The organism is Tenacibaculum aiptasiae, assembly GCF_965221665.1.
GTDB lineage: Bacteria > Bacteroidota > Bacteroidia > Flavobacteriales > Flavobacteriaceae > Polaribacter > Polaribacter aiptasiae.
Genome location: NZ_CBDCSN010000003.1, coordinates 742,971 through 764,612 on the forward strand (window position 1 = coordinate 742,971; position 21,642 = coordinate 764,612).

General features: G+C 27.0%; 26 protein-coding genes. 13 read left to right on the top strand and 13 right to left on the bottom strand.

Translation table 11 applies throughout. From position 1 onward, the window contains the following. Nucleotides 1-87: 87 nt before the first annotated feature. The 9 genes from ACOQN8_RS15295 to ACOQN8_RS15335 form a co-directional block, all read right to left on the bottom strand. Complete coding sequence (locus tag ACOQN8_RS15295) at nt 88-1,860, bottom strand: serine hydrolase domain-containing protein (RefSeq protein WP_420553327.1); 1,773 nt, start codon at nt 1,858-1,860, stop codon at nt 88-90. A gap of 4 nt (nt 1,861-1,864) precedes the next feature. Further along, on the bottom strand, nt 1,865-2,182 hold the full coding sequence (locus ACOQN8_RS15300) for a hypothetical protein (RefSeq protein WP_420553328.1): 318 nt from the start codon (nt 2,180-2,182) through the stop codon (nt 1,865-1,867). Then, nucleotides 2,172-2,693: an RNA polymerase sigma factor gene (locus ACOQN8_RS15305; RefSeq protein ID WP_420553329.1), complete on the bottom strand. Its 522-nt coding sequence runs from the start codon at nt 2,691-2,693 to the stop codon at nt 2,172-2,174. The genes ACOQN8_RS15300 and ACOQN8_RS15305 overlap by 11 nt, the downstream gene beginning before the upstream one ends. 169 nt (nt 2,694-2,862) lie before the next feature. Then, nucleotides 2,863-3,138 carry a hypothetical protein gene (locus ACOQN8_RS15310; RefSeq protein ID WP_420553330.1) on the bottom strand — a complete coding sequence of 92 codons (276 nt, stop codon included), beginning with the start codon at nt 3,136-3,138 and terminating at the stop codon, nt 2,863-2,865. A gap of 219 nt (nt 3,139-3,357) precedes the next feature. Then, the gene (locus ACOQN8_RS15315) at nt 3,358-4,167 is read right to left on the bottom strand and encodes a hypothetical protein (RefSeq protein WP_420553331.1); all 810 of its coding nucleotides are present in this window, start codon (nt 4,165-4,167) and stop codon (nt 3,358-3,360) included. Between the two features lie 120 nt (nt 4,168-4,287). Then, the gene (locus ACOQN8_RS15320) at nt 4,288-4,452 is read right to left on the bottom strand and encodes a hypothetical protein (protein WP_420553332.1); all 165 of its coding nucleotides are present in this window, start codon (nt 4,450-4,452) and stop codon (nt 4,288-4,290) included. Nucleotides 4,453-4,650: 198 nt separating this feature from the next. Beyond that, nucleotides 4,651-5,322, bottom strand: coding sequence for a CPBP family intramembrane glutamic endopeptidase (locus ACOQN8_RS15325; protein WP_420553333.1), 672 nt, complete (start codon nt 5,320-5,322; stop codon nt 4,651-4,653). 229 nt (nt 5,323-5,551) lie between these two features. Beyond that, entirely contained in the window at nt 5,552-6,265 is a 714-nt protein-coding gene (locus ACOQN8_RS15330; RefSeq protein WP_150898620.1) for a LytR/AlgR family response regulator transcription factor, read from the bottom strand. Next, the gene (locus tag ACOQN8_RS15335) at nt 6,262-7,050 is read right to left on the bottom strand and encodes a sensor histidine kinase (protein WP_420553334.1); all 789 of its coding nucleotides are present in this window, start codon (nt 7,048-7,050) and stop codon (nt 6,262-6,264) included. Before ACOQN8_RS15335 ends, ACOQN8_RS15330 begins: the two co-directional genes overlap by 4 nt. Before the next feature lie 601 nt (nt 7,051-7,651). On the opposite strand from ACOQN8_RS15335, the gene ACOQN8_RS15340 reads away from it, so the two are divergent. After that, on the top strand, nt 7,652-8,551 hold the full coding sequence (locus tag ACOQN8_RS15340; RefSeq protein WP_150898615.1) for an EamA family transporter: 900 nt from the start codon (nt 7,652-7,654) through the stop codon (nt 8,549-8,551). Nucleotides 8,552-8,603: 52 nt separating this feature from the next. On the opposite strand, the gene ACOQN8_RS15345 is transcribed toward ACOQN8_RS15340, so the two are convergent. The 4 genes from ACOQN8_RS15345 to ACOQN8_RS15360 all read right to left on the bottom strand — a co-directional run bounded on the left by ACOQN8_RS15345 (nt 8,604) and on the right by ACOQN8_RS15360 (nt 13,153). After that, nucleotides 8,604-10,253 carry a serine hydrolase gene (locus ACOQN8_RS15345; RefSeq protein WP_420553335.1) on the bottom strand — a complete coding sequence of 550 codons (1,650 nt, stop codon included), beginning with the start codon at nt 10,251-10,253 and terminating at the stop codon, nt 8,604-8,606. 148 nt (nt 10,254-10,401) lie between these two features. After that, a complete protein-coding gene (locus ACOQN8_RS15350; RefSeq protein WP_420553336.1) occupies nt 10,402-10,992 on the bottom strand; it encodes a helix-turn-helix domain-containing protein in 591 nt (196 codons plus the stop codon). A 293-nt stretch (nt 10,993-11,285) separates the two neighbouring features. Then, on the bottom strand, nt 11,286-11,738 hold the full coding sequence (locus ACOQN8_RS15355) for a histidine triad nucleotide-binding protein (protein WP_420553337.1): 453 nt from the start codon (nt 11,736-11,738) through the stop codon (nt 11,286-11,288). Between the two features lie 131 nt (nt 11,739-11,869). Further along, nucleotides 11,870-13,153 carry a phosphatidylserine decarboxylase gene (locus ACOQN8_RS15360; protein ID WP_420553338.1) on the bottom strand — a complete coding sequence of 428 codons (1,284 nt, stop codon included), beginning with the start codon at nt 13,151-13,153 and terminating at the stop codon, nt 11,870-11,872. Nucleotides 13,154-13,478: 325 nt separating this feature from the next. On the opposite strand from ACOQN8_RS15360, the gene ACOQN8_RS15365 reads away from it, so the two are divergent. The 12 genes from ACOQN8_RS15365 to ACOQN8_RS15420 all read left to right on the top strand — a co-directional run bounded on the left by ACOQN8_RS15365 (nt 13,479) and on the right by ACOQN8_RS15420 (nt 21,475). Beyond that, nucleotides 13,479-13,700, top strand: a complete 222-nt coding sequence (locus tag ACOQN8_RS15365) for a phosphate ABC transporter substrate-binding protein (RefSeq protein WP_150898610.1) — start codon at nt 13,479-13,481, stop codon at nt 13,698-13,700. A gap of 121 nt (nt 13,701-13,821) precedes the next feature. Then, the gene (locus ACOQN8_RS15370) at nt 13,822-14,340 is read left to right on the top strand and encodes a hypothetical protein (protein ID WP_235275326.1); all 519 of its coding nucleotides are present in this window, start codon (nt 13,822-13,824) and stop codon (nt 14,338-14,340) included. 33 nt (nt 14,341-14,373) lie between these two features. After that, nucleotides 14,374-15,543, top strand: a complete 1,170-nt coding sequence (locus tag ACOQN8_RS15375) for a TlpA family protein disulfide reductase (protein ID WP_420553339.1) — start codon at nt 14,374-14,376, stop codon at nt 15,541-15,543. Nucleotides 15,544-15,567: 24 nt separating this feature from the next. Then, the gene (locus tag ACOQN8_RS15380) at nt 15,568-16,218 is read left to right on the top strand and encodes a hypothetical protein (protein ID WP_420553340.1); all 651 of its coding nucleotides are present in this window, start codon (nt 15,568-15,570) and stop codon (nt 16,216-16,218) included. A 24-nt stretch (nt 16,219-16,242) separates the two neighbouring features. Continuing rightward, the gene (locus ACOQN8_RS15385; RefSeq protein ID WP_420553341.1) at nt 16,243-16,608 is read left to right on the top strand and encodes a DUF2200 domain-containing protein; all 366 of its coding nucleotides are present in this window, start codon (nt 16,243-16,245) and stop codon (nt 16,606-16,608) included. Nucleotides 16,609-16,634: 26 nt separating this feature from the next. Next, complete coding sequence (locus tag ACOQN8_RS15390) at nt 16,635-17,048, top strand: hypothetical protein (RefSeq protein WP_420553342.1); 414 nt, start codon at nt 16,635-16,637, stop codon at nt 17,046-17,048. Nucleotides 17,049-17,166: 118 nt separating this feature from the next. Continuing rightward, nucleotides 17,167-18,150, top strand: coding sequence for a hypothetical protein (locus ACOQN8_RS15395; protein WP_420553343.1), 984 nt, complete (start codon nt 17,167-17,169; stop codon nt 18,148-18,150). Between the two features lie 53 nt (nt 18,151-18,203). Beyond that, complete coding sequence (locus ACOQN8_RS15400; RefSeq protein WP_420553344.1) at nt 18,204-18,413, top strand: hypothetical protein; 210 nt, start codon at nt 18,204-18,206, stop codon at nt 18,411-18,413. An 89-nt stretch (nt 18,414-18,502) separates the two neighbouring features. Beyond that, nucleotides 18,503-19,156, top strand: coding sequence for a DUF4272 domain-containing protein (locus ACOQN8_RS15405; protein ID WP_420553345.1), 654 nt, complete (start codon nt 18,503-18,505; stop codon nt 19,154-19,156). Between the two features lie 30 nt (nt 19,157-19,186). Beyond that, nucleotides 19,187-19,768: an RDD family protein gene (locus ACOQN8_RS15410; RefSeq protein WP_420553346.1), complete on the top strand. Its 582-nt coding sequence runs from the start codon at nt 19,187-19,189 to the stop codon at nt 19,766-19,768. Between the two features lie 65 nt (nt 19,769-19,833). Continuing rightward, nucleotides 19,834-20,655, top strand: a complete 822-nt coding sequence (locus ACOQN8_RS15415) for an alpha/beta hydrolase (RefSeq protein WP_420553347.1) — start codon at nt 19,834-19,836, stop codon at nt 20,653-20,655. 139 nt (nt 20,656-20,794) lie between these two features. Then, entirely contained in the window at nt 20,795-21,475 is a 681-nt protein-coding gene (locus ACOQN8_RS15420) for a DUF4386 domain-containing protein (RefSeq protein WP_420553348.1), read from the top strand. Nucleotides 21,476-21,642: the final 167 nt, after the last annotated feature.

The window sequence follows — 21,642 nt, forward strand, 5'->3', positions numbered from 1 at the left end:
TTAGTTTATAAATTAACTTTTTACAGGAACATTTTCTCTCTATTTATTTCAATTTGTAACGATACTATTGCTCCTTTTAATTCTTGCTTATAACTTTTTAGCAATCATTTGCTCCCCATTTTCCGTCATTATGAAACTATCTATATGAGTTGCTTTTTTCTTAAATATAAGGGATACATTTCTATTAGCTATAGAAAATTTAGTTTCTGATTTAGGAATTAATAGCATTAAAGATCTTCCAGGGAACTCTATATACAAACTACTTTGTTTTATTAAGATTTTTATTAAGTGTCCAGATTTTAATTGATATTTTCCTATATACTTTTTTAATATGTTTTTAGAGATATTTATAGTTTTAGGAGTTTTATTAGTATATGCAATACCTAATTCTTTTAATGATTTTATAGAAGTAGCAACAGTAGGATCCAATTTCAATGCTTTTTTATAAGATTTAATAGCATTTTTTATATCGTTTTTACTTTTATAACCATCACCTAATGAATCCCATAAATTGGCATTATCTGGAAATAAACGGACATTTAGTTTGAATAATTCAATCATCCAATTAGAAGGTTGATTCCTTTCTAAAAGCATGTAACCTATTTGGTTTAATACATTACTATCTGAAAAATCTGATCCGTATTTCTGTTTAATTAATGATAATAATCCTTTTGACTGATTAACGTTATTCTTCCCAATAAAATCTAAGACTAAAAGATAAGGGCTTTTCTGAATAGGTTTAGGTGAATAATTTTGATCAAATAGCATTTTTTCTAATTGCCATATAATTTCTACTTCTCTACTGTAAGCGTTTGTGAAAAATATTAATACCGTGTCTTCTTCTGGCAACCACATGAATTCATGAAAAAAGATACCATTTGATCCATTATGTGTTACAATTTTAGTTTTTCTATCTGAATTAAAAATAGCCCAACCATATGCATAATGACTTAAGTCGCTACCCTCCTGTTCTTGTATGTATGGAGTTGTTAAAAGTTTAATCGATGATTTTGACAATACAAGATTTGAGTTCAATGCTTGATACCACTTATACATATCTTCTGGTGTTGATTGTATTCCTCCATTTCCTTTTAAAGCCCAAGATATGTTACCTGCTTTTTGAAAACGGGGAATCATAGCTCCCCAATTTCTAATTCCATTGACATAACCGTTTGCTAATTTTTTATTTTCCCATTTAGGCATTAAATAACCTGTATGCATCATACCAGATGGTTTAAACAAATGTTCTAACAAAAAATCTTCATACTCTTGTTTAGAAACCAATTCAATAATACGCGCTAAAACACTATACCCAGCATTAGAATATCTGTGTTCTGTTCCTGGTTTAAAACGTAATTTTGTATTGAACAACGTTTTAAAAAAATTATTTGTAGATATATCTTCAAAGTCACCAATACCAATTCCACCTACTAAACCAGAAGCATGTATTAATAATTGATGTATAGTAATACTCTTCTTGTCTTCTGGTAAATTTTTAAAAAAAGTTGCTAATTTATCCGTTAGTTTTAGCTTATCTAATTCTACTAATTTGAGAATAGCTGCCGCAGTAAATTGCTTTGTTACTGACCCTGTAGAAAAAACAGTTTCAGAAGTTATAATTTCTTTCTTTTCTCTATTAGCTACCCCATATCCTTTGTTCAAAAGGATTTTTCCGTTTTTTACTATTAATACAGCTCCGGAAAAACCTTTTGCTTGTCCTTCAGTAAGATATTTATCTATTTTCTTCTCTAAAGCCTTGTTATTTTTATCTAAAGATTGAGAGTAATTAAGTTTAGTTGTTAAAAATAGAATTAGAATGATAATTTTTATAGTTGTTGATTTTGGTTGATTTGAAAACATAATTTTAATTTTTATTACGTTTTATTCTTTCTACAAACCTTTTTAAGATGTTCAAGCCTCTTTTAACAAAGTTTTTTTCAAAATTGCCAATACTTCCTTTGATAAACTCCATATCTCTTTTTATAGAGTCTTTTTCAAACTGACTGATATTTCCTTTAATAAATTCTACATCTTTTTTAATTGAGTTTCTTTCAAACTCAGTTGTTTTACTTTTTAATTCAATGATTAATTCTGACATAATTATATTTATTTCTTTACCCTGAGATGATTTATTCCATATGTTTTTTAAATCATCCCAAGCTTCTTGTTGTTTAGTATCCATATGACTTTATTTTAGAGGTTATACAATCCAATAATATTTTACGTATTCGCTTCATTTTTACTGCAATATGATTTTCAGTTAAATCCTTTGTTTTTGCAATTTCTTTATAAGCCAATCCTTCTAAAGAGAGAATTACAATTGATTTATTTTTAGGAGTTAATGCTGAAATACAATTTTGCAATGCTTTGTATTTTTTGTCTTCTAAGGCTGTTGTTGTTGTTGTTTCTTTTGAAGTAAATTGAATAGCATCTAAACGTATTGTTTTGTAATTCTTTTTGTTTAGTTTCTCTTTTGAGCGCATACATACATTTAAAGTAATTCTGTAAATCCATGTATCAATACTAGATTTTCTTTTAAATGAAGCATATGACTTCCAAATTTGGTACACTACTTCTTGAAACAAATCTTCAGGTTCTATAGGGTTTACAGCATAAATTCTACAAATCCTGTATATCTTTTCTTTATTGATTTCTATAACCTGTTCGAAAGTTTGATTTTTTTGATTTTGCATATAATTTCTTTTCTCTCTATTTATTTAGTACAGAAAGTTTTAAAATATGACAAAAAATTAAAAAAAATATTTTCACCGTTAAATAAGTCGATTATAATTTATGAATTTTTATAAATAAAAAGAGAGAACATAATAGTTCTCTCCTTGTATTATATTTTATAAATAAGATTTATCTCTGATAAGTTTCAATTATTGAACTTCCATTAGGTTTTATAAATTCATATGTATAAAGATTGTTAGCGTCCCATTGGTAATTAATCATATACTCTTCGGTATTCAATTGATAAGTTAAAGAATATGAATTGTTTCCAATTGATGAAAAGCTTGTTATTTCAGCTCCAATAAGAGGTTCTAAAGCAGGACGTACACCTTGACTCATGGCTTGTGGTATAATTTGATTTTCTGGTGCCGAAGTATTAGAGTCTATAGTTACTACACCTCTCATTCCAGCAATAAAATATGGATATTCGGTAATTGTATGATATTGATAGCTACCATCATTAGTAAATCTTCCTAAATACTCATCTAATTGTTCTGTGGTTTCTCCATAAACAGGAAAACCATCTAAAGCATAAGCTATAGGATTTCCTATACCAACTGTAGGTTGTAAATGAAGTGGTGGTAAATGGTAATGATAATCATCAGCTCTTCCACAATGACCTCCCTATTTATCTAATTCTCCAATAATATTTGCATCTTCTCCTCTATTATTAAGTGGGTTAAAAATTGGAATACCATTAGCTGCAATGGCTATTGCCCCTTTTAATAAATTAGTTTTAGTATCTAATGGATTATCTGATAATGTTGGCTGAATTGGAATAGCCCAATTATTAGATCCTGTATAAAAGTGATTTATAGGTACTTGCTGTTGCCAGTTAGTAATACCTGTCATCATCTCATGATTTGGTAATCCATTACTTTCTATATAAAACCATTCATTATCAGAAGTTGTTGAAACACTTGAAAAATTCCCAAAAATTTTGGTTAAAAAGCTTACGTTATTTGGAGGAATAATATGATTTATTGGACTATTTGTTATTGAATCGTTACCATTACTACAAGCAGAAATTGTAAGAATACCTAAACCAATTAATCCATATAGTATGTTAATTGTTTTTTTTTGCTTTAAGTATAAGAGAATTGAAACACATATTAGCAAGCAACCTAAACCTAGAGGCAATAGTATTTTTGAAAAATTTCCTGATTTTAGTTGCCGATGATTGAGATGTGAAATTTTAAGGTGTTCTTTTAAAATAGTTTCTTGACCTTTGGAAGAAAGAGCTTGAATATTATAAACAAGTAATTTGTGTTTTTGATTCAGAAAATAAACTTTGCCATCTTCATATTTTAGAAGTTCTGCTTTTACTTCTTTATTGTTTATTATCCATTGCTTTGTATTGTTGTGTCCTCCATCATGTGCAAAAGTTGATATTTGAAATGGAAATAGAAGGAAAAGAGTTAATAGATATCTCATAAATATATATCTTTTAAAAAGATGATTTTAAATAAAATTGTAAGCTTTTTATTTAGACCCTCTTTTTTATTAAAAGTTGAAATACTTATTAAAAAATATACCTTATAAGAACAGTTTTTCTTAGTTATAAGGATATACTAAAAATTTATATTGTTCTGGACTATTAGAAATTTTTGTGTAAAAATCTTGATTTACAGTCATATTAAGTTCTAATTCAGGAAATTTAATATCATATTTATTTCCACATATCTTAACTAGTCTTACTAAAATTGGTTGAACTTTCATTATTTCTTTAATTTTTTAGCTAAGATACTATGGCTATTTACTTGTTTTTTAATCTGTTAGTTTAAACAGGGTGAAGTGTCGACGAAATGAAGAAAACGTTCGATAAACTAAAAATTGAATTATATAGTTATTTGTATTACAGATTTTTAAATATTAGTTTGGCTTTTAATAGATTTAAAAACCAAACTAATAATACTTTTATATTAAAGACATTGTATTCATAGCACAATGTGCTATAATAAGCGGCCATAAATTTCTATCAAACTTCACGTAAGCTATTCCCATAATAATTCCAACCAAAGCTACAGACAAAGATCTGTCAGAAATATCATATGAATGTCTAAAACCCCATATACATGCTTGAATTATGATTGCTAAAGTTGTTTTAAACGATGTTTTTTCAAAAAGCCTCTCTAACCAAGTAATTAAAAAAGCACGCTCTAAAAGCTCTTCTAATGCAGATTGAAGCCAAATAAAAATTATAATAGAAAATACATATCCATAATCTCCATTGCTTAACGATTTTCCTGTTTTTATTCCTCTAGTAGGATTCTCTTTAACTAATGAAAAAGATTCTTGAATAAATTTAAAAATCAGAAATGTAGCTATTATAAATAAAAACAAAAAAGCTGCTTTCAAAAGTGTTATAAAAATACTTTTAGGCCTTTTCAAACCTATTGAGCTCCATGTGACTCCTCTCCTATTCATTTGCCATGTAGCGACTATAAAAGTTGTTCCAGAATACAAAAATGTATTTACTAAAAAGTGTGTATTAGGAGTATGTATTTCTCTAATAAGAAACATTATTGCTAAATATACTATCAGATCTAAAAAATAGCTTAATTGATTGTTTAGTTTGAAATTATTCATATTATAGTTTTTTAGATGAATAACTTGTTTTTTCAAACTTGGTTAAAATTTCATTAGTATCTTTTTTTGTCTGCAAATAATATGTTAATAAGCATATTATTAAAAAGTTAGTTATTTGAATCATTGATGTATTTTTAGCGTGAATACATCAAATATTAAGAACCTAGAGTAGTTTTTAAAATAAAATATACTCAGAACTCTTTTTTATAGAAGTTTTGGAGTATTTCATCTACTTTAAAAAATCACCTTCTATAAATTTTTGGAAATTTTCTTTATACTTTTCTGAGATAGGAATGTATTTTTCACCAAAGACAATTCGATTTCTTTCTACGGTTGTTATCATTTTTAAATTAACTAAAAATGAACGATGTACACGCATAAAGTATTTGTTAGATAATTCTTCTTCAAGCGATTTCATACTTTTTAAAGTCAGATATGGTTTTTCTGAATTAACTGTATAAAACTTTAGGTAGTCTTTCAATCCTTCTACATAAATAATGTCTTTCAGATTTATTTTAATCAATTTATAATCTGATTTGATAAATATATAATCATCCATTGAAGTTTTACTAGGTGCACTATTAAAAAGTAGCTGTTTGGCTTTGTTTGCTGCTGAAAAAAACTCAGTATAACTTATTGGTTTTACTAAATAGTCAATAGCATTTACTTTATAACTTTCGAGTGCAAACTCTTCAAAAGCAGTAGTGAAAATAACTTTGATATTTTTATTTAAAATCATTTTTGAGAATTCAATTCCAGACAAATTAGGCATTTGAATATCAGTGAAAATTAAATCTATAGTTTCATTTTCTATGATTTCAAAAGCTACAATAGCATTATTGCATTTAGCTTTTAATTCTAAAAATGGAATGGAATTAATGTAACCTTCTAATAAATTTAAAGCTAAAGGTTCGTCATCAATCAAAATACAAGATAGTTTCATTCTTTAAATTTAAGTTTTAATTCGGCAATGAATAGATTAGCTTCTTCTTTAACTTTTAGTTCAAATTTCTTTGGATATACTAATTCTAATCGTTTTTTTAAGTTTTCTAAACCAATACCAGAGTTAGTTACTTTTTCTTTTTCAGGGAATGAAGAATTTACTACCCTGTAATTTATATATTTTCCATTTATACTTAACTCTACATTGATAAAACTAGGTTTTACAGCATCTATACCATGTTTAAATGCATTTTCTACAAATGAAATTAATAACAAAGGAGCTATTTGTATTGGCTGATTTATGATAGGAAAGTTCTTTTTTAGTGTTACATTAGATGATACTCTTAATTGCATTAATTCAATATAACGTTCTATAAATTCAATTTCTTTAGTTAAAGAAACCTTGCTATTAGAGGCTTCATGCAATAAATAGCGCATCATTTTGCTCATAGTATGTATAGATTCTTTAGCTATTTCAGGAGCTGAATCAATTAATGCGTAAATATTGTTCAACGTATTAAATAAGAAATGTGGTTGTACTTGGTATTTTAAGTATTTAATTTCTGAATTTAATTGTGTTTGTTTTATTTGCTCTAGTAATAATTGACTTTTACGAAACCTTGTATTAACCTTTAAACCGAGACACATTCCAATACTTAAGATAATAGGTAAAATTAATTGGATAGTAGTCATTGCTCCGTTTCTTACTTGTCGTACAATTTTACCATCAACTGTGGGATGAAATAAGCTTAATTTTAACGTATGTCGTAATAAAACATAAAGCAATATAATTAACAGAACGTTGAGTATATAGAATAATGGTTTCTTATTTCTAAAGAAAAAAAGGTCTACTAAAACAAAGTAATTTATATAAAAAGCAATAAAAATACATGTTAGCGATAGCCAGTTTCTGTGAATAAGGTACTCTTCATTTAGTGAAGCTAAGGGAAAAGTAAACAAAAGCAACCATATTAAAATATGGAATAAAATTTTTAAATAATTTCTTTCTTGTAAGTCTAACATAATAAAAACTAAGGTAAAATAATCTACCTTAGTTTTTATTATTTTATTGATGTTCTTTTATTTTTTATAGACGTTTAAGAAGATTTTTTCGATTAGTCCTTTTGAAAATAAAAGAAATATATTCTCTCTTGTTTTTATATAAAAAAGCATCCTTTTTTCTAAAGATGCTTTTTATTGTTGCATTCTTACAATGTCCCCACATTCTACAAATACGGAGGCAAATATAGTTTCCTATATAATTGCTTGTAGGGGAAAAACCCCTTTTTACTACAAGTAATAATCCTAAAAAATATAAAGCTTTTTTCATTGTGCTTTTTTTAAATTATTTTGAATTTGAAATAGTCTAAAAAACTATATTCGCGGCATGTGGATGTATTTAGGTTTATTGGCCGCTCTTTTTTTAGGATTACATAATTTATGTAAAAAGCATGCTGTACAAGGAAACGAAGTCTTTCCTGTACTTTTAGGTACTATTTCTTCTGGTTTTTTGTTTTTAGTACCGTTTTTTATTGGTTCTATATTTTATCCTGAGTATACGCAGAAAATAGGTTTTCATATTAGTGATATTCCTTGGACAACTCATGGTTTTATTTTTATAAAATCAATGATTATGGCTTCTTCATGGATATTAGCTTATCAGGCATTAAAGCATTTACCTATTACTATTGTTACGCCAATTCGTTCTGCTGGTCCTTTTTTTACTTTTATAGGAGCTATCGTAATTTATAAAGAGAGTCCTAATTTTTTACAATGGATTGGTTTTTTCCTTATTATATTATCAGTAATTCTCTATTCTAAAATTGGGAAAAAAGAAGGAATTAATTTTAAAAGGAATAAATGGATTTTTGCCATTATTGGTGCTACATTTTTAGGAGCATCTAGTGGGTTATATGATAAGTTTTTAATTCAGAATTTAAGTTTAAATCCACAAACACTACAGTTTTGGTTTTGTTGGTATACGATACTTATTTTAATTGTTATTCTATCAATAACCTGGTTTCCATACAAACAAAAACGAAAGGATTTTAAATGGCGATGGACAATTATTGCTGTTGGTGTTTTATTACAAACCGCCGATTATTTTTATTTTAAAGCGCTACAAGATCCTGATGCTTTAATAATGTTATTATCAGCTATAAAACGCAGTCAAATAATTATTGCCGTGGTATTAGGTGGACTTGTTTTTAAAGAAAAAAACAAACGAAAAAAATTAGTTCCTTTAGCAGGTATTATGATAGGTGTATTTCTAATTTTATACTCTTAAAATTAGAAAAGAGAATATTACTAAATATTCTCCTTTCTAATCTATTTATTAGTTAGTTTTTTAGTTTTTCCAATGCTTTCTCAAGATTTTCCTTATAAAGTCTTAATGCACTATGATTTATCTTTTTTCCTATTTCTATAGCTTTCTTATAGCAGTTTATAGCTTCATTGTAATTTCCATAAGTCAAATATGCTTCTCCTAAACTATCCCAAGCATTAGATGAATACGGATATTTAGAAGTGTTTTCTTTAAAAAAATCTAAAGCATACTTAGGATAATCGGAGTTTAAAAAGTAATACCCAAATTCATTAAGAGTTCTTTCATCTTTATTAAAATTATTGATAAAAGCCATTTTTAAACTATCTGCTACAGTATGTTTTTTGGCCTCTAAATGAATACTCATAATACCTCTCATTGTACTGTTTGAAGGATTTACTTTATAACCACTGTATTTAGAGAGTCTATTAAAATAATCATGCAATACAGGCATTCCTCCTGCTTCTATAAACTTTGAATAGGAACTTCTATTTGGATATCCTTTTAACTTAAATTCATCTTTTAAATTATTTGCGCGTATATGTATTTGATGTAATATTTCTTCAGCTTTTAAATTATTCCTATTAGTCAAGTAAATAATTGTAGTTCCGTCATCATATAAAGCTATAAAAGCACTATTTCCGGCCAAAGCTCCTCCATGTCCATATAATCTTACGTTTATGTTTTTTTCTACAATATCATCCCAGTTTCTTACCAAACCATAACAATGCCCATGTTTATTTGGTGTTAGCATTATTTTTGTCAATTTAGGAGATAATAATTTGAATGTTTTTAAAGCTTTACTCCATGTAAATAAATCTCTAACAGTAGAATGCATTCCACCAGCAGAATAGGCAGTTGACTGATCTCTAAAGGGAGCTTGAGTGATTTTACCACCATGCTCTGAGGTCCACCAATCCAATCCATAAACTTCTCTATACCTATACCCTTTTGCTAATTCTTTAGCTACATATTCATTACTTTCAAAACCTGTATTTTTTAATCCAAGAGGTTTTATTATTCTCTCACTTAACAAGTCTTTGTATGTTTTACCTGATACTTTCTCTAAAATAGTTCCCAACAAGTCATAACCAAAACTACTGTAATAATATGCCGTTCCTGGTTTTCTTACCAAATTTGTTTTTCCAATCAATATTGCTAGCTCCTTTGGTGTATAACTTGTATTTCCAAATTCTCTTAAACTTACTCCTATGGCATCTAAACCTTCATAATGTGGCAATCCTGATGTATGAGCCAATAACTGATGAATAGTTATATTATCTTTTTTATCTTTAGGTAAATAAGGCAAATACTTTCCTATAGTATCTTGTAGATTTATTGTTTTTTCTGCTACCATTTGCATGATAAGCATTGCTGTAAACTGTTTTGTTACCGAACCAATACCAAATTTAGTATCTATTGTATTGAGTGTTTTTGATTTTCTATCAGATTCTCCATAAGCTTTTTCAAAAACTATTTTTCCATTTTTGGCTACTAAAACACTTCCACTAAATGGACTCCTTGTTTTAATTTTAATACCAGGATTCACATAGCTTTCCATTAAATCATTAATCGTTTTTGGAGCTGGTTTAAAAAAAACGAATCCTCCCCAAATTATTAATAAAGCTATAATAGCTAAGCTGATTTTTAAAATACTTTTCTTCATTCTGTTTATTTCTATTCTTTTAAAATTGAATAGTAAAACTAGAATGATGTCGGCTATTATCTTATGTCAATCCTATAGCTTTTTTACCGCATTTATATGTCATTTAAAAACAAATGGCTAAATATCAATAAGTTAATTAAGTCTGAGGTTAAAATAAATTTGGAATAAAGGAAAGTATATTTTCATCCTTATTATTCAACTTAAATGCTGTTTTAGCAATTGTAAAAATATTAAACAGCACAGCTAGTAAATAATAAATCATGATGAAGAAAAGACTATCACCCGCTCCAATAAGCAGGTTTCCTAAAAAAAGTGTAATTCCCATTCCTATCACTACAATAAAACTCCATAATAACTGAAAACTTAAAATTTTTCCTGCTGTAGAGTTTTTATTTTCTAACTCTTCATTCATTCTCCAGAATATAGTTGGAACTATAAGGTTTATAAAAGGTAGGAAAACAAAAAAAAGTGTTACTAAGTTTAACTTTTTTAAAGGAGAAATATTTGAAATTGAAGTTTCACTTTGAATAGTAGAGTTCATTAAACTTGTAATATCTACGTTTAATGTTTCTGCTAAAATTTTAATCGTAAAAGCACGAGGAGTAACTGTCCCTTTTTCAATACGTTGAATAGTACTCAAAGACACATTCGCTTTCTCTGCTAAAGCCTCTTGAGAAAGTCCTAAACTTTTACGATAAGCAATTAAATTAGTTGCTAAACTTGAATTTTCATTCTGCATAATCACATGTAAATAAATTCATTGAAATTTAATACGCAATATATAATAATTCATGTTCACTTATTCTTTTTTCATTGCTTATAAAGTGAAATAAAAAAAGAAAAGAAGCCTGTCCCCCCGGAATGCTTCTTTTCTAAACTTTTAATTAAAATTGTTAAAAATGTATATCAAACTTTTAATTACACTGTAAAGATAGTTTTGAATTAGGATTAAAATTTTAAAATTAGACGAGATGGATTAATCTTTAGACGAATTGCTTTCCTTTTTAAGTAAAGCGAAAAGAAATACTGTTGTTATTTATTTATTTGAACCATTGGACCTAATTTTTCTCCTCCTAGCAAATGCATATGTAAATGAAAAACAGATTGCCCTGCATCTTCATTAATATTCATTGATAAACGATACCCTGTTTCTGCAACACCTTTTTCTTTAGCTATTTTTTTAGCCACTAAAAACAATTTACCAAGCAACATTGCATCTTCTTCATTAATATCGTTAATGGTGGGAATTTCTTTTTTGGGTACTATTAATACATGTACTTTGGATTGTAATCTTATTGGTAGAAAAGCAATAACATCTTTATCTTCATATAAAATAGTAGCTGGTAGTTCTTTTTTTATAATTTTAGTAAATACTGATCCCTGCTTTATTTTTCTTTCTTTTTTAGCTTGATACTCTTTAGACTGGGCAAATCCTACAAGAAATTGAAATATAAGAATGATTGTAAAAAGATGTTTGTTTTGCATGTTTTGAGTTGAGTTTAATTATATTTTAATGATATCCCAAAGTAAACAAAAAGATATAATATGCTTTTATATAAAAACGGAGAACATGTTTAATATTCTCCGTTTCTTTATTATGTGCAAAAATATGTTGTCTATTTAGCCAATATTGCTGCTTGACCATATTGAAAATGAATACGGTTATGACCTGGATCTCTTTTGTACATATATAGCTCTTCAGGACTCTTTTCAAATAGCATGATAATATCAGAACCTCCAAATTGGAATTTACCAAACTCCTGCCCTTTTACCACTTCTTTTCCTTCTAAACCTGGAGTCATTAAAACACCGGATACTTGACACATTCCTATAGGAAGCACAGCTACTTTACCTAGTTCTAGAGTATCTAAAATTATCAATCCTCTAGATTGATTAAACTCATATCCATTATCTGCTCCATCTGGTGCATCCCATTGCCCATCAGGTTTTATTTGAACATTTAAAAATACTTTACCTGATATTTTTCTACTCTCTAAGACATATCCAGAAACTGGTGTATGGAAACGATGATAATCAAATGGTCCTAGAAAATAGTGTACAAAAGTTCCTCCGTTAAAAGCATCTGCATATTGACTTCCGTCTAAAAGTTCAGTAACTGAACCTATAGAATGTGTATGTTTTAAATTTACAGAGGCTTGTTTACCATCTTCTAATACATTCCCATTAGCATCAATAGCATAATCCTTTTTATATGTACAATCTGCTGGTGCAACTATAGTTTTGTTATTAGTAGGATCAGTTATAGGTCTTAAAGGACTTATTCCTGTTCCTTCTGCAGCATTATTAAACTCACGATAAAAGAACTTATTAAAAGTATCCCACTTTTCTTCATTATCTGAGTATAAATCCCAGTTGTACATTGGATTGGCTTTAAAAGAATCTTTTGACTTTTCTGTAAAAGAAGCCTTAGTCTTACAAAACTCTCCCCAACTATTAGCAAACGCTACAAGCCATTCTGCAAATTCTGGAAAACTTTGAATAGTTACATCAGAACCTGGTTCATTTTGATCTACTAACCAATAAAATTGGCATAATAAATCGTATACTTTTTGATTGTATCCATTTTGATTTGGACCACTCCTCCATGCTTTTGGATAGTTTTCAGATATTTCTTCATTAGGTACTAATTTTACATAGATATCTAAATAATCATAATAATCTTCTATGGTTGTTGGCCATGCATTATTATTAAAAACTTCATTCAAACCATTATACAATTGATCATTTAGTTTTTCTTTAGCCATACCAGAAGCTATCATTAAAGAAGATATTAATGCTCCTTTTAATTCTAAATTATTATTCAAAAGAACTTTTAATTGTTCAACAATTGGCTGATGTGTTTTAGTAGTAGAATCAGCTACATTAATTGTGTTTTCCATGTTTAGTTGATTTAGTTGGTTCCTACTCTTTTATAAGGTTTTTCAGATTTCACCTTTGTTAAAAATGATTATTAATCTTATTGAAAATCAATTGAATAATCATCGTTAACTACTCAAATTTGAATATTTATAAGATTTAAATGATAAAAAACACCATAGAACTTGATTATTTTTGAATAAGAGCAAGATTATTAGGTATAAAAGAAAACTCATCTTAAAATGTTATACACTTTATTATATTTGTGAAAATGCTATAAAATGAAATACTTAATTCTAATATTAAAAGGAACCTTGTTTTAAGTACTTAACTTAAAACAATAAAAAATTGAAAAATCTTAAGAGATTAAAAAAAGTTTTTGGATTAAATGAATACGGTTTCATCGATTTTCCAAAGAAAATTTCAAATGTAAAGGTTTCAAGGGAGATTAATTACATAAAAATGGGAGGCTGTTCTTTTTGCTTTCCTCATGGATTTGAAACTATTAATTCTACTATTTCTAAAAATACGAGATCTTGGAAAAAGAATCGTAAAAAGCAATGGAAATAAAGACTTTTAACATCAAGCAAACTTCGGTTTGCTTTTTTTATAAATACATATCAAGGTTTAACTATATTTGTGAAAAAATTGCAAAAAGTTTTACTTCACATTACTTTTAAAAAAAACTACTATGATATCAAAAAGTATTCTACCCGTTATTATTGTTTCAATTGTTATGTCTTTACTCTTAGCTGTTTCTAAAAAGAAACCTCGAAAAGATGAGAGTGGAAATTTAATTTTACAACTTCCTAAACTATACCCTATAATTGGAGTTTTTGTAATCATTGGAGGCGTTGCTCTGTTAATATTTGCCTTCTTTTTTGCTAAGGAAAATGATCAAATTTTAGCCATTATTTCAAGTATCGTATCTTTTATTGTGGGCTTATTATTATTTGCTAAAGGGTATATATCTTATATAAAAATAACTGATTTAGCAATTATTGAAAAAACACTCTTTGGGAAACAAAAAGAAATCAGATGGACAGAAATTCAAGATTTATCTTTTGGAAAACAAAGTTTAGAAATGAAGATCATTAGTGCTGATAAAAACATTAAAGCACACATGCATTTAGTTGGTTTTGATGAACTAGTTTCTACCTTAGAAAAGAAAACAGGAAAAACAAGAGCTCAAATTGGAATACCTCAATAAAATGAAACTCTCTTAAAACAATAATTTTTCCTTATGAAAAAGACATTATTAATCATATTCTCTATAATTACATTAGCTTCTTGTTCTAAATCAAACAAAGAAATATTAAAGGAGGTTTCTATTAATCTATCCAATATAAAAACAATAAAATATACCTCCTCTTTTGAGTTTAAGGACAAAGGAAAATTGATTTTTAAAGATTTAGATACTATATCTTTTGATTTTAGAATAGATAAATCAAATAATTTAAAATATCATTTTAATTCATTAGAAGGTGAACTTATTTACAATGGTAGTAAAACAATGCAGTCAAATCATAAAGAGAAAATTACTATTATAAATAACGATACCAGTAATGAATCTGTTAACAATCCTATACTACTTACTATAAGTGCTTTAAAACAACTCTTGCCAAAAATTATTCAAAATGATAGTATCTCTATTATAAGAAAAAATGATACTATTATTAATAACAATAAATACTTAGTCTTTAATTTTTTGCTTAAAAATAAATATATAGACTGGATTAATTATAACTTTAAAGAGAACGATAATAATGATTCTGAGTATTATTTAATTCTAAATAAAAGCAATTATTTTCCTTATAAAATAATTAGTCAAAGTGGAAAAACTGGTTTTATAAGTAGAACTATTGAAAACATGGTCTTAGATTACAAATTTGATAATAAACTTTGGACTGGAGAATATTTACCTAATGATTATCCTGTTTTTACAATAGAAGAATATCTTACTCTACGCAAAAATAGCATGCTTAACAATGTTGGAAAACAAATTACTAATTGGGTGTTACCTGAGTTAAATAATAATAGTACAGTAAATCTATCTAAATTAAAAGGAAATGTGGTCTTATTAGAATTTTGGTTTAAAGGCTGTGTAGCGTGTCTAAAAGCAATTCCAAGTCTAAATAAAATTAAAAACAAGTTTAAAAAAAACGATTTTAAAATTTATGGAGTTGAATATGTTGAAGACTATTCTAAAAAAGAACTAGAAAACTACCTTACCGATTATAAAATTGAATTCCCAAGTTTGTATAATGGAAAAAAGATGGCATTAACTTATGGAATTCAAAGAGCTCCTACCTTTATGGTTTTAGATAAAGATGGTAAAATTATAGCTATTAAAAATAGTTTTTCTGAAAAAAATATAAATGATATTGTAAAAATTATTGAAGAAAATATATAAATAGGATTCATTAAAAGCCAACTAATGTTAAATAATAAAAGAATCAGAGAACATTTAGAGTTTGAAATGAACTTGAATTTAAATCAGTACAAGTCAATTCAAAACAAACATCAAATATTATTAGACTTAGAAAAAAGAATTTCAACGTTTGACTTTAATATTTATAAATATAAAATTGAAAAAACATTAATTTCAAACATAGAACAATGGGGAAATACTTTATCTAAAATAGAAGCAGTTCCAAAACTTGATGCTTTATTATTTGAATACGATACAACTTGGTGGAAATCAAGACAAGCCCATGCTTATGGAATTTATGATTGGAAAAGTTATAAATTAAGTGAAGAAGAAGTAGACTTAGATTTGCAATATGAAATACTTGAAGAACTGGAGCATCATCCTAGTTTTTTATTGGAGTTTTACGATAGCTTTTCATTTTTAGATGACGATGATGAGATTGAGAAAAAATATGTTTTAGAAGATAATGAATATTGGGATTTAAAAGGTTTTGATGAATTGCATGATTTTTTATATTTTAAAGGGTGTATTGCAATACATGATGTTCTTATTAAATTACAAAAAAAAGGTCTTTTTGATCAATTCAATTTTAGACACCAAGCAATGATTTTAATTGGAGAACATGATATGGGTGAAAGATGTCTTTTAATTGTATAATAAACCATTAATCGAATAACAAATATGAAAGTTACAGCAAAGAAAAATGAACAGGTTGCCAATATGGTATTTGCTTCTATTTATCCACACTATGTGAATAGAATAGAGAAAAATGGTAGAACCATTGAAGAACTTAATCAAATTATAGAATGGTTAACAGGTTTTGATAAAAAGCAATTGGATGCATTCATCGAAGAAAAAGTAACTTTTAAAACTTTTTTTGAAAAAGCAACGATACATCCTAATGCATACCTAATAAAAGGAGTTGTTTGTGGTTATAGAATTGAAGAAATAGAAGATGAATTTTTATTATATAAACAATGTAGACGTATGGAAAAGCTGATTGATGAATTAGCTAAAGGTCGTAAAATGGAGAAAATTCTGCGATAAGAAAAGAAGTAATTCCTATACTGTAAATGCTTACAAACTTTAAAAGTTTACTAACTAAGATTCAACAAAATCCAAAAAAACTATTTTTAATAGATGGCTCTGGAGCAATAGTATCTTCTTTTATGTTGGGTGTAGTATTAGTACAATTTGAAGCTCTCTTCGGAATACCATCTTCAGCATTATACATCTTAGCCATTATACCTTTGTTTTTTACTTTATATGATATCTATAGCTTTAAACAAAAGTATTCAAAAACTGGTGTGCTATTAAAAGGAATAGCTATACTCAATCTATTGTATTGTTGTATATCCTTAGGCTTTGCTGCTTATCACTTTCATTTAATTACTTATATAGGATGGTTATACATTTTAACCGAAATAACTATTATATTATTGCTTGCTTTTGCTGAATTTAGTGTGGGAACTAGAGTAAAGAATTAATTTCTTTATTATGTTAAACTTACTATAAAACTGAGGCTTACGTATTAATTTTTAAAACTTTATCATTGTATTAAATTATATTCGCTTTTAACATTATTATCTAAAGTCTAGAAAGAAAATGAGTAAAAGCATTCAACCATTCTTTATAATCATCTTATTAGCTGTTTTTAGCACTAAATCTTTTTCACAGAAAATAGTTGAACATTACGCTCCTTTAAAAAAAGATAGTTTAAGAATAGGAAAAGGTTCAAAAGACTTCTTTCCTTATATTCAAGAAGGTTATACTTTAATGCTACCTAATTATAAAGAAATTGAGGGGATTTTTATTTTTCTAGAGGATTCAGGATACGATAAAAAGAACAAAAGTGCTAAACAAACTTATAGCGAAGCACTTAAAAAGAACTTTGCAGTATTGTCTGTTTCTACTGAAATTCCTTTTGATTTTTACTTTTCTAATTCTTCAATAATTTCAGCACATAAACTTATAGAAAAAGCTTTTACTGATTATAAACTACCTAATAAAAACATATTTTTCTTAGGAGCGAGTTTAACAGGACATAGAGCCATGAGATATATCAAAGTCTCAAAAGAGAATAATCTTGATTTTCAATTAAATATAAAGGGAATTGTAATTTGTAATTTTACATTAGACTGGACAAGAAAATGGTATCAACACAAACGTGAAATAAGAATCAAACGAAACAACTTATGGGAGCCTACTTTTATAAATTATATGTTAGAAACATATTTAAATGGAACTCCAAAAACTTCGCCCAACAGTTACCATAACTTTTCAGCATATAGCTATTATGATGAGAATAACAGAAATATTCCACTATATAAAAATTATGCTATAAGAGCTTATATAGAGCCCGCTATTAAATATAAATTGACAAAACAGTATAAGACCCTCTATGAAAATAACTCTACAGATATAGTTAGTTTTTTAGCTGAATTAAGGCTTGCAGGTAATGAAAATACAGATTTGATTGTATTACAACCTGGAGATAATCCTTCAAAAAAGAAAACTGTTCAATCAACTTGGGATGCTATAAATAAAGTTGAATTAATAGATTGGATTTATAAACAAACAGAAAAATAAATTAACCTCCTCTCCTACTATATAGATTTATACGATGTAAAAATGATTTAGAAATGACAATCATAACATTGCATATTATTAGAATTGCTGAAGATTCAAAAGGAACTCCATACTATTTATTAAAGAATTATGAAGGAAATAATAAATATGGAGGCTATATGTATATGTCTAAAAATGCATTATTATTAAAAACAATTTCAGTGTTAGTTCATAAAGATGCTATTCCTAAAGAGATAAGAAGAAAATTATCTAAAGAAAAATAGTCCGTAAATATTAATAACGATTATAAACATAATAATTTTACTACATTCAAAGCTCTCTTTGTATATTGCTTAATAAAAAATGAAAAGGAATGTGGTTCAATAAAAAAATTAGACCTAAAAGAATAAAGAAAGTAAATACTAGAAAACTAAAAAAAAATGGAATTGAAGTTATAGATCATCTTCCTTTTTTGGATAAACCTAACTTTAAAGACCCTATGGAAATTGCCGAAAGAATGATGATTCTAGTAGCTGTCTTTCAATTACATTTAGGTGCTCCAAATGAAATAATAAAACAATGGCTTTCTGGAAATGAACTTATGGATAAACTAACAGAAGAGGAATTATTTTTTTTAAACACAAAATATGCTGAATTGCCTGAACAAAGCAAAACTGATATTTATTGGTATATAGAAGCTGTTTGGTCTTTTGCTTGGGTAGGTGGATTACATAATAATCTAACTTTTAATACAGGAGTTGAAAATTCTTTAATTACATTGATTCCAAATATTCAGAAAAATGAATCCACTAAACAATTTATATCAAACTTTAAATTTAGGAATCAGATTGAAATATTTGAAATGTTAGATAAATTTTATCGAGTACATTGGTTTGCAAGAAATTCTAATCTTACAGGTGAAAAATCAGATAAAGTTAGCTTAGATATTATTATTGAGCGCCGAAAAGCTCTTGAATACACTGTTTATGAAAGCTTTAAATGGGATATGATACCATTAGACACATAAAGCTAAAACTAATCATATATTTAATTATAAATGACACAAATTAAACAAGAAACAAAAGGTGCTTTAGTAGAAATCTTAATAAAAATAGTGAATAGTAACAAGCGTGTTCGTAGAATTTCAAGTATGCTATTAGACTTTTTTTTCTTTTGTTTTTTTATTATACCTCTTATTATTATTATTATTATTATTATTGCTTCAACTATTTCTGAGTATTATAGTTGGAAATTGAGTTTTCAAATAGAAAACTTGTTTTTTTACTTAATCATTTTTATTTATTTCAACAAAGACTTTTTAAGAGGTAAAAGTCCAGCAAAACGCCTTTTAGGTTATCAAATAATTAATCAAAAAACTTCAAAACAAGCTACTGAACTACAATGTTTTATTCGGAATTTAACAATCATTATTGCTTGGCCTTTGGAAGTAATTATCTCATTTATAAACATCGAAAGACGAATTGGTGATTTAATTGCAAATACAAAAGTAATTCAATCAGAAAAAGAGGAGTTCGAATCAATATGGATTGATTTTAAGAATACAAAATTAAAACCAAACCTGATTGGAATCATATGTATTGGAATAATCTATTTTTATGGGTTAAGCTTACTGTTTTAATATATAGATAAACAAGTTTATTTTTTTCAAAATGATAAATCATATCCAAAATCATTAAAAGCTCTATGAAAACTCCAGAAAATCAGTTAAACCTACGTGCATGTCATCCTAATTTTCAAGATTTTTTAGATATTAATGAAAGTGAATCAGAAAGAGTCAGAAAAAACTACACTTGCTTTTTAGATAAGAAATATGGAGAGGAGCCATTACAAACCTTAGATATTTTTCCTTCAAAAGTTGCTAACTCTCCTATTTTAATATTCATTCATGGAGGTTACTGGAGAGGATTAGATAAGAAAAGTTATAGTTTTATTGCAGAGCCTTTTGTAAAAAACAATTTTACAGTTTGTGTTATAAATTACAGGCTTATTCCAACAGTTACTATGAAAATACTCATAGAAGATGTTAGTAATGCTACAAATTGGATCATAAAAGAAGCATATACATACAACGGAAACCCAAATAAAATAACACTTTCAGGCCATTCTGCAGGAGGACATTTAGCCTTAATGACTTATTTAATAAATGAGAATTTAAGAGTAAATATTAAAGCTATTTGTAGTCTTAGTGGCATTTTTGATTTAGCCCCAATAAAAAACAGTTATCTCAATGAAACTTTGCAATTGAGCGATAACGATGTAATGAATTATAGCATTATAAATAAAGATTTATCTGTTATAAAATGTCCAGTTTTATTAAGTGTAGGTTTAAATGAAACTGATTTGTTCATTGTAGAATCGAAAAAACTATATGATAAAAATAAGTCTAGAGCTTTGATTCAATATTATGGCTACGAGGATTTAAACCATTATCAAATAGTTCATAAACTAGGAGAAGAACAAAGTCCTTTGAAGAGTTTTATATTAGAAAGAAATAAAGAGTATTAAAATATCTTTTTTCTCTAAAGTCTTCTAAGAATAGCTTCTTGTAGATTAGATATAGGTTTTTTATCTTATTCTAATATTCTCATGTAACAACTTCATATCCAAATCGTCTTAAAATCAATCAACTAATTAATTTTAAGATATGAATTCAAACAAAGCAGTAGGACGAATTATTGGGATATTGTTTCTTATTATTTTTGCAAGCGGTGTTACGGCTTATCAAGTTTTTCAAGGATCAGTATTATTTTCTGACAACTATCTAACTAGTACTTCACAAAACTCAAATCAAATTATTATTTCCACTCTGCTTTTATTTTTAAATGGGATTCTATCAGTAATTATAGCAGCAGTTTTATTACCTATTTTTAAAAGATACAACACTAGTTTGGCTTTTTTATATTTAGCATTCAGTATTTTAAGTTTTATAGCTGTGGCTATAGACAATATTAATAGTTTATCCATGTTAGAAATAAGTTTAGAGTATTCTAAAAATGGAAATGATAACGCTACAATTTTAAACACCTTAGGAAGTATATTTTATAAGAAGCATTGGTGGTCACACTATTTAAGCTTGTTAATTTCTTGTTTCCCAGTTTTTGTTTTATACTATAACTTATTCATCTCTAAATTAGTTCCTAAAATCATTTCAATAGTTGGAATAATAGCAGTACTGCTTATGTTTATTGAAATGTTGTTTTCAATTTTTGGACAAAGTATAAGCATGAATATGCTTCTTCCTATAGGATTAATCCAATTAGTGCTTCCACTTTGGTTAATTTTTAAAGGCTTGAAATCATCTAGTTTAGAAACTCAAGCAAGATAATTAAACACCATATAAACACCTTTAAAACAATAATTTAAACCGTTTATTACATAAAACCTACCGTTTATTCATTTACTCTATGCATAAGCACTTTTTTTGATTAATATTAGGAAGAATTAAAATATATTTTTCCTTACTATCGAATCCTTATCCCTATTCAAAAAGTT